Genomic DNA, 8966 nt, shown 5'->3' on the forward strand with positions numbered 1-8966 from the left:
AAAATATTGTCTAAAAAACACGGCAGCATGTTTACTGTCGTGTTTTTTATGTATATATGAGGAATAAGGATAAAAAGCCTGTATGCTTTGTTTGTTATAGAATATCAGTTGGTTATTGATACCGGAACCCATCAGAGCAGCATAATTAAACGATCTGTTATTTATAAAAACCCTAAATTGATTACATATAAAAGTAATCGATTTAGAGTTTTTTTATTTCATTAGTTATAAGTAATTATATAAAGAAAATATAAAATTACTTGATCTAAGATTTTAGCAATCTACCTCTTTTTCAAACCAGCCGAATGCAACTTCAGATTTAACGATTTCGTTATTTGGTGAAACTAAGATAATGACAAAAGATCCACCTGGTGGGAAAATAAACTTCCCATCCTCATCACTTGTTAAAGTAGTTTGTGGTGGGACGATTCGTTTAAACGCATTTACTCCATGTTGAGGGAATCCTTCAAACAGTTCAGCAGATACGATTTTTACTTTCGGATGTGGAAGTGGACAAAGCGCAGTATTTGCTGGTGTCACCTTATCTGAGAAACTAGGCCTCCCAATAGGTGATGGGTTAAACCAAATTTCAGCTACGATCGGCTCATTTGAGAAATTAGTAATGGTAAACGCATTAACAAATAAATCAATATTTGAATTTGAAGGGTTAATTAATCCCCCTAAAGCATTTTTTCCTTTCCCGAAATAAACTGCTTCGGTTTGTCCTACAAAGTATTGTCCCTGTAGTGATTGATATAAAGGGTTTGGTATATTTACAGATTTATTGATTGTCATAAACTATTTCACTCCTTTTTACAACAGTTTATGTATAGTGGAAAAGCACGTTTAGACAATTATAATTTAAAACCTTTTAGATTTAAGCCTACCCCTCCAAGTGTCTACTCACAGTCTCGTATAAATCAATTCCTATTACTATTTGCATATACTACTGCCATGAAGTAAAAATTCATAAAGTATGGGGTGTAATTATGAATTTTAGGGATAATCGGAGGCAGGAAAGGGAGAGTTATGATTTAAGAAAGAGTGCAACACGTAATACAATACTACAAAATGCAGAAACATATAAAAACATAGATTGGAGAAAAGTTGGAATCGAATCTTATTTGGCTAAAGTAGGGTTACTTGCCAATGCGAACTTGCCGGTAATAAAGAAAGAGAATTCAAATATTCCAGTGTGGAATTTAGAAAGGTACGCATTTTTATTAAATAAACAAATACCTTACACAGTAAATCCTAAACTTTGGATACAAGGGAACTTAAATTTAAATACAGGATTATTTAAGATTACAGACAATATCTATCAAGTTAGAGGATTCGACCTTGCGAATATTACCTTCATAAAAGGAAATACTGGTTGGATTATTATAGATTGTTTGGGTTCAGAAGAAACAGCAGAAGCAGCTTTACAATTTGTTGCGAACAATTTTGGAGAAATTCCCGTTGTAAGTGCAGTCATTATCAGCCATTCCCATGAAGATCATTATGGCGGTATCTTAGGTGTTCTAAAGTTTGCTAAAGAAAATGTTGAAGTATACGCCCCTAAAAATTTCACACAATCAGCATTAGAAGAAAATGTTAACGTTGGAGTTGCAATGTCTCGGCGTGGAATTTATATGTACGGTGTAGAATTACCACGAAATGAGAAAGGGCAAATTGATAATGGAATTGGAAAGGGCCAATCTCTGGGATCAGTAACCTTTACAAAAAATATTGACGAAATAGATGAACAATTTGTAAAGAAAATTATAGATGGCGTACCTTTTGAATTTCAATTAGCTTTAGATACGGAAGCCCCCTCAGAAATGTTAATCTATATCCCGAGTGAGCAATCTTTATGTATTGCGGAGCTAAGTAGTGCAACGCTCCATAATTTATTAACTTTAAGAGGAGCTAGAATTAGAGATCCAATTGCTTGGGCAAAAGCAATACAAACTGCAATTGATCGATGGGGAGAAAGCATCACCTCAGTATTTGGCGTTCACAACTGGCCACGATTTGGAAATCAGTACTGTATTGAGTATCTTGAGAAACAAAGGGACATCTATCAATATATAAATGACCAAACTTTGAGATTAATGAATAGAGGTCACACTATCGAAGAAGTTGGAAGGCTCATCAAACTTCCTGATAGTCTAACAGATGAGTGGTACAACAGTGGGTTCTATGGAACGATTATTCATAATGCCAAAGCTGTGTATCAGAAATATTTAGGTTGGTATAATGGAAACCCTGTTGAGCTCAATAAATTACTCCCGGAAGACTCAGCCAAAAAGTATGTGGAGTATATGGGGGGAGCAGAGCGTATTTTGGAGAAGGCGAAGAAATCCTTTGAAGATGGGGAATATCAATGGGTGGCCGAGGTTACAAAACATATAATCTATGCTGATCCAACGAATAAAGAAGCAAAACTCCTATGTGCAGATGCGTTAGAACAATTAGGGTATATTGCCGAATCGGGCCCTTGGAGAAATGAATATTTAATGGGGGCACAGGAATTACGCTATGGCATTCTTCCAATTGAAGGGTCCTTTATCTCCAATGATGTTCTTGAGAACTTACCTCTAGCAGATGTCATCTATTTACTTAGTATAAGACTGAACGGAATTAAAGCAGGAAATTTAAATTATAAAATGAATTTTATTATTCCAGATAGAGACGAAACTGCTTCAACAGAAGTGAAGCGAGGAATCTTTAGGTATTTGGATGACAATCCAGCTAATGATGCAGCTGTTACTGTAACCATGCCGAAAGAAATATTATATCAATTGGCAACAACAAATCAAAAGCCTGATTATTCACAGCTCATCATTGAGGGCGATACGAACAAGTGGGATCTATTTTTATCGCTACAAGAGCCGATAAATCATAGTTTTAATATAATGACACCTGTGCCAAAGGAATGATTTCTTGGAGTCACTCAAACAAGTGTAAGCTAATAAATCTAAATACTATAAGAAATGCTTAATTAACCTCAAAAAGGTTCGATTAAGCTTTTTTGTTTTACTCGTGTGATTGATTCTCCGGAAAAATTTAAAGTGAGATTCTCTTAAAGATAAATTCAAATAAATTACAAAGTTTCAAAGCCCTTTATAAGTTATAATACAGATAATGAGATGTTTTGTATTTTTTGGCTATATACAACTGAACAAATTCTATCCTACTACTTAAGGAAAGAGAGATAGCTATGGTTGGTAATGAATTAATGCATCAACGAAATTCAGTATTACTCCTATTAATCTGTGTTTTTTATTTTATAAATATAACAATTAATATTTTTATAGAGGGAGTAGCAAGTATATTTCCTCCAGCATATCTTTTTATCGTTTTGGGTATGCTCCTGACAATCTTCATTTACAAAAAAGTAAACCCAAAGATTACGATGTATGCAATTGTCAGTTGTGTGTATATTTACTTTTATTTTTTACTAAAGGATTCTCCGTATTTAGTAAATTATATTTTCATGTGGCTGGCTCTACCTCTTAGTGCCATCTATCAAAATTCGCGCGTAGTCGTGTTAGCTGGGATTGCTTCAACCGTTCTTACATATTATGCATTCTTTTACCTTCACGATGAGGTTTTCCCAAATGTCGTCAAGGGAGATTTTGCTTTTCTAGTATTGTTTGGTGTACTGGTTACTAGCTTGCTATTATTTTTCAACTATAAAATCAATGAGGCAAATGCCAAACTACAGAAACTTGCATATCTCGATCCTTTAACAGGGGCTGCAAATCGGTTATTGCTAAAGGAAAAGTTTAATTTTCTAAAAACGACAAAAATCAATTCAATCGCACTCATTTTCATTGATATGAACGGTTTTAAAACTATTAACGATACATATGGGCATGAAATGGGAGATCAATTATTGGAGGAAATTGCTGCGAGGTTAACTAGTGAATTGAGAGACACAGATTTACTTTGCCGGCTAGGCGGCGATGAATTTGTCATATTGTTCACGAATCTTGACAGCGAAAAACTAGAAATCGTAAAAAGCCGAATCCAACACACACTGGAAAAACCTATGTACTTGAATCAACAAGTCATCAATGTATCGGCTAGTATAGGATCGTACTTCACAACAGATATTTCGGATGCAATATTAGAAACCATGCTTAAAGAAGCAGATAGAGCGATGTATAGAGCAAAGGGAAGCGACTTGAAATACGAAAGTGGAGCAGTTCCCTTAACTTAATGGCAGGACCAATTGTTTTTCGTACAAAATAATAAACTATTAAAACTCACAAAATAGGAGATTTCTATTTTTGTGAGTTTTTGTCGTTAGGAGAATGAAAACGATGAAATATTGCGCAAGTGAAATGCCAAAAGGTTTTTTTGTAGGGAATACTCCATGCATATGCTAAACGGTTTCTTCAACAGTGTGAGTGACTTTTACTCTATACAAATTTGCGATAAAAATCGAAAAAGTAAGTAAATGAATATACATCACAATTAGTAAGTTATATCAATTTAACCAAAACGAAGGAAGATAAATTGATAGATTCCCTCTATGTACGATGAAAGAAATGATAGTTATTCTAAATGTACAAAATATTTTTATTATTTTGAATTATGAAAGTGGAGGGATCTTATGAAAAAGAAAGTATTTGCACTATCGTTAACTGGAATTTTAGCACTAGGAGCTGTTACGCCTGCATTAACTACCTATGCTGTAGGTGAAGGGCCGAATTTTAATGGAAATGAATCGATTCAAACTGCTAATCTTTATACTTACGATGAAATGGTAAAGTTTCTTAAAACGCAAGATGCCAAGCAAGATGCGATGCAACTTGAGGTGATTGGCCAAACTGTAAAAGGTCGAGATATCCATTTAGCAAAATACATTTCGGATCCTAGCAATCCAACTATACTATTTTTAACACAACAACACGGTAATGAACAACTAACTACAGAAGGTGCATTAGAATTCATCAAACATCTTGGGACAGGTAAAACAAAGGGCGTTCTTGATAAGGTAAACATTCTTATTTTGCCAATGTTAAATGCCGATGGTGCGATGGGTGATGTGAATTTTTCGCTTGATAATTATATAGCAGATGGGGGACGCCATTTAACACGCTACAATGCAGTAGGAGCGGATTTAAACCGTGATCACGTTGATAAAGTGCACCCTGAGACACAAGCCCTTCATAAAAATGTTCTACAAAAGTATGATATTGATTATATGATCGATTTACATCATCAAGGTACTCAAGCTCGACGCGATGGAAAATTAGTATCAGGTTCGATGCTTTATCCAACAAATCCTAATGTTAAACCAGAAGTGTTAGAGAAATCGAAAAAACTAGGGGCAGTTGTATTTAATGCTGTTGATTCTACTGGATGGGGGCATATCGCAAAATATAATGGTGGCAGTGGTGAGAATATTGGCCGAAATGGTGCCGCAGTTCAATATGATATTTCCACATTACTTTTCGAAATGCGCGGAATGTCCGATCACGAGGGTGAATGGGCAATCATTGGTCAAAAAAGTAATGGTTACTTAATCAAACAAACGATTACGACACTTGATGCTGCGGTTCGAGCAATAGCAGATGGTTCAATTGAAAATGCAGATACGAGTTTTTGGGACACATTAGAAACTCAAAGATAATGCGAATAGTAATTAATGGCTAGAATAGGCACCATTATCACAAAAGTTAATAGATAATAATAAAACCTCATGAACACTTTACAGTTCGTGAGGTTTTATTTTTGATTAGATGATAAAATGAAACAAGAAAGCAATATATTAATATAGGATAATTATACATAATAGGGAAATATTACTGACGCTAAGTTATAATTTACGAGAAGTATATTAATAATAATGGTGACCTTTTCGTGCAATTTTTTGCATATGAACTTGAGCTGCCATTTTTGAAAGATAAGGAGAACAAGTATGAAAAAAGTTCGTTCCTTTAAAAAAGAACTGATTTATTCCTTTCTAACGATTTTGTTTTTTTCAATTGTATTTCTAGGGATTTTTCAAATATATCAATTATCTAAATTAATAGATGAAAGTAAAAGATATCAAGCACAAGCAACGACATATCTTGCTGATTATATTGACAAATATATTTTAGAACATAAGAGAGTTATTCAAACAGAAGCTTTGAGAGTAAAAGATGCGTTGGAAGCGGGAGATACGGAAGCGATTCATGAAGAACTCAGAGACATTAAGCTTAACTACCCAGGTTTTGTCAACTTGTATGTAGGGGATCGTAGCGGAAAATCCATCGTTTTTTATCCAGAACTGTACACGGATGGTACAAATAGAGAAAATCTTAATTTTAGTGATCGATATTACTATAAAGAGCTAGTAAAAACAAAATCGACGGTCATTTCTCCTGTTTACCATGGAAGGGGAGGCACCGATGCTCTATTAGTGTCCATTGTTTCACCTATTCTAAATACGAATGGGGAACTTATCGGTTATGTTCTTGGAGGCTTGGATTTAAATGCTTTAGGAGAGCATATTACAGAGCGCAACTCTGGTGAAGAAGGAAATGTAATCGTCATCGATCGAGAAAAAAATGTTATTGTTCACCCCTCAGTCGACACAAAAAGAGATCTTGTGAATGTCTCGAACTCAGAAATCGTTCAATATATTGAAAAAAACGATGAGGTCGAGGGGAGTAACTACTTTAAGTTAAAAGATCCAAATAGGGAAGAATATATTACTTATAAAAAAATTAAGTCACTAGATTGGACGATTTGGGTGGCCAAGCCAACGGAAGCCATTACAAATACGTACAAAGATTCGATAGTGACTATTCTTATTTTTCTTCTTGGAACTGCCATTGTGATGGTAGGTGTCAGTCTTTTCTTAACGAATCGGTTAGAAGTGACATTACGACAGTTACTCGATTATATAAAAAACTATACAAATGGCATTCAACAGAACGCATTTGTTACGAAGAAAAGAGAAGGCCCAAAAGAAATGGAAGAGTTATTCTATTATTTCAATCGAATGATTGATGAGGTTGAAAACAATAAACTAGAATTACTCGAGTTAAATAAAGAGCTTGAAGGTAGAGTTCATGAACGAACAGTTACTTTGAGAAATAAAAACCTTGAGCTTCGAAACAATCATGCTGTACTGCTCGCTGTATTAGAAAGTATGTCAGAAGGGTTGGCACTCATTAATAATGAAAAAGAAGTTGAATATGTCAATGAATACTTTTTAAATATCGTGGCAGGTGGTATTAAGGATGACTTATTAACACTATCTTGTGTCTATGAACAGTTTGTTGCACTATTTGATATAGAGCACGATGAACTTTCAGCCTTTTTTGCTAAGGACAAAGGTGAACTTAAATTAGAGTATAAAAAACAACAATCAAAAGAACAAAAGTTTTATGTTCTTCATAAATTTTCAGTCCTATTAGACGATTATAAGATAGGTGAAGGGTTACTATTACGAGATATAACAAAAGAAGAAGAAATCGATATATTAAAGAATAATTTAATTTCTCTTACATCCCATGAGTTTAAAACACCAATTACAAATATTAAAGGTAGTGTCGAAACATTGCTTCGTAAGGAAGTGGAGTGGGAAGTAGATTTCCAACAGGAATTATTAGAAGGAATACATGAAGATATCGATAGAATTCTTCAATTAGTCAATGACTGGATGGATATTTCCAAAATCGAGTCAGGGACGATGTATGTTGAACGTGAAATGATTCGAGCAGATCATTTAATAGAAAAGTCATTGGATCAGATTCCAAAAACGCTTACGACGAACGTAGAATTTCAATTTAATAACCATTTGCAAGAGGGTTATACCTTCTATGCTGATAAATTACGTGTTTCCCAAGTATTGATTAATCTATTTACGAATGCCCTGCGCTATAATGATTCGCCTTTGAAGAAAATTGATGTCACATTAGATGCAAATCGGGATTATACAATGATCACGGTTAGTGATAATGGAATCGGCATTTCAAATGATCATATTACTAAAATATTTAATCGTTTCTATCAAGTGGATATAACTGCCACAAGAAGATCGGGAGGCACTGGCCTAGGATTAGCAATTTGCCAAGGCATTATGGATGCACATGGAGGAGAAATTGAAGTAATTAGTGAGATTGGCAAGGGCAGCTCTTTTATTTTATATTTTCCGAACAAAAGAGAGGAAGAGTAGTGTTGAATACTCAAAAGATTTGCATCGTTGATGATGAACCGAAAATTTTACGCTTTATAGCAGCTAATTTAAAGTCAATTGGATATGAAGTGTCCACAATGAGCTCTGGAGAAGAATTGCTGGAGAAGTTTGACTTAGTCTCGCCCGACTTAATTTTACTAGATATAATGATGCCTGGACAGGATGGCTTTCTTGTATTAGAAAAACTACGAAAGTTTTCAAATGTACCTGTGATTATGCTTACTGCTAGAAGTAACGCGAAGGATAAAGTACAGGGGTTAAATGTTGGCGCAGATGATTATTTAACAAAGCCCTTCTCATTAGAGGAGCTGTTTGCAAGAGTGAATGCCGTTTTGCGAAGAAGCAAATTAACTTCTGCTGATTCAAAAATGATTGAAACATCCGTTATTACTACAGGGGAACTGGCGTTTGATCTAGGAAGCAAACGGTGTTGGATTAATGATGAGGAATTCAAGTTAACCCCAACCGAGTATTCTGTAATGGAAATATTAGCACTAAATCTCGATAAAGTCGTGCAGCATGAGACACTCCTATCGGAGGTTTGGGGACCGCAGTACCGTGATGACGTAGAATATTTACGTGTTGGTATTGCAAGAATTCGTCGAAAAATAAAAAAGGCTCTTCAAAAAGAAGAAGAATATATTATTACTTATCCAGGTCTTGGATATATGTTAAAAAGTATAGAAATATAACAAATAGAGTCCCGAACTGCTAATTTGCAGTACGGGATTTTTTTGTGCGCTCGGCATGGGCTTATAACTTGGTGGTGAAAGTCCAC

At 34.8% G+C, this 8966-nt stretch carries 6 protein-coding genes; 5 read left to right on the forward strand and 1 reads right to left on the reverse strand.

The window, feature by feature from the left end; all coding sequences use genetic code 11:
* Positions 1-273: 273 nt before the first annotated feature.
* Positions 274-795 carry a DUF6143 family protein gene (locus CD29_RS19015; RefSeq protein WP_036190572.1) on the reverse strand — a complete coding sequence of 174 codons (522 nt, stop codon included), beginning with the start codon at positions 793-795 and terminating at the stop codon, positions 274-276.
* Positions 796-989: 194 nt separating this feature from the next.
* Between CD29_RS19015 and CD29_RS19020 the strand changes: the two genes are divergently transcribed.
* The 5 genes from CD29_RS19020 to CD29_RS19040 all read left to right on the forward strand — a co-directional run bounded on the left by CD29_RS19020 (position 990) and on the right by CD29_RS19040 (position 8880).
* Positions 990-2924: an alkyl/aryl-sulfatase gene (locus tag CD29_RS19020; protein WP_036190574.1), complete on the forward strand. Its 1935-nt coding sequence runs from the start codon at positions 990-992 to the stop codon at positions 2922-2924.
* Positions 2925-3223: 299 nt separating this feature from the next.
* Positions 3224-4210 carry a GGDEF domain-containing protein gene (locus tag CD29_RS19025; protein ID WP_235801876.1) on the forward strand — a complete coding sequence of 329 codons (987 nt, stop codon included), beginning with the start codon at positions 3224-3226 and terminating at the stop codon, positions 4208-4210.
* A 396-nt stretch (positions 4211-4606) separates the two neighbouring features.
* Positions 4607-5629, forward strand: coding sequence for a M14 family zinc carboxypeptidase (locus CD29_RS19030; RefSeq protein WP_036190576.1), 1023 nt, complete (start codon positions 4607-4609; stop codon positions 5627-5629).
* 288 nt (positions 5630-5917) lie between these two features.
* Entirely contained in the window at positions 5918-8167 is a 2250-nt protein-coding gene (locus CD29_RS19035; protein ID WP_036190578.1) for a sensor histidine kinase, read from the forward strand.
* Between the two features lie 2 nt (positions 8168-8169).
* Positions 8170-8880: a response regulator transcription factor gene (locus tag CD29_RS19040; RefSeq protein WP_036190580.1), complete on the forward strand. Its 711-nt coding sequence runs from the start codon at positions 8170-8172 to the stop codon at positions 8878-8880.
* Positions 8881-8966 lie beyond the last annotated feature (86 nt).

Source organism: Ureibacillus manganicus DSM 26584 (assembly GCF_000772945.1).
Taxonomy (GTDB): Bacteria; Bacillota; Bacilli; order Bacillales_A; family Planococcaceae; genus Ureibacillus; species Ureibacillus manganicus.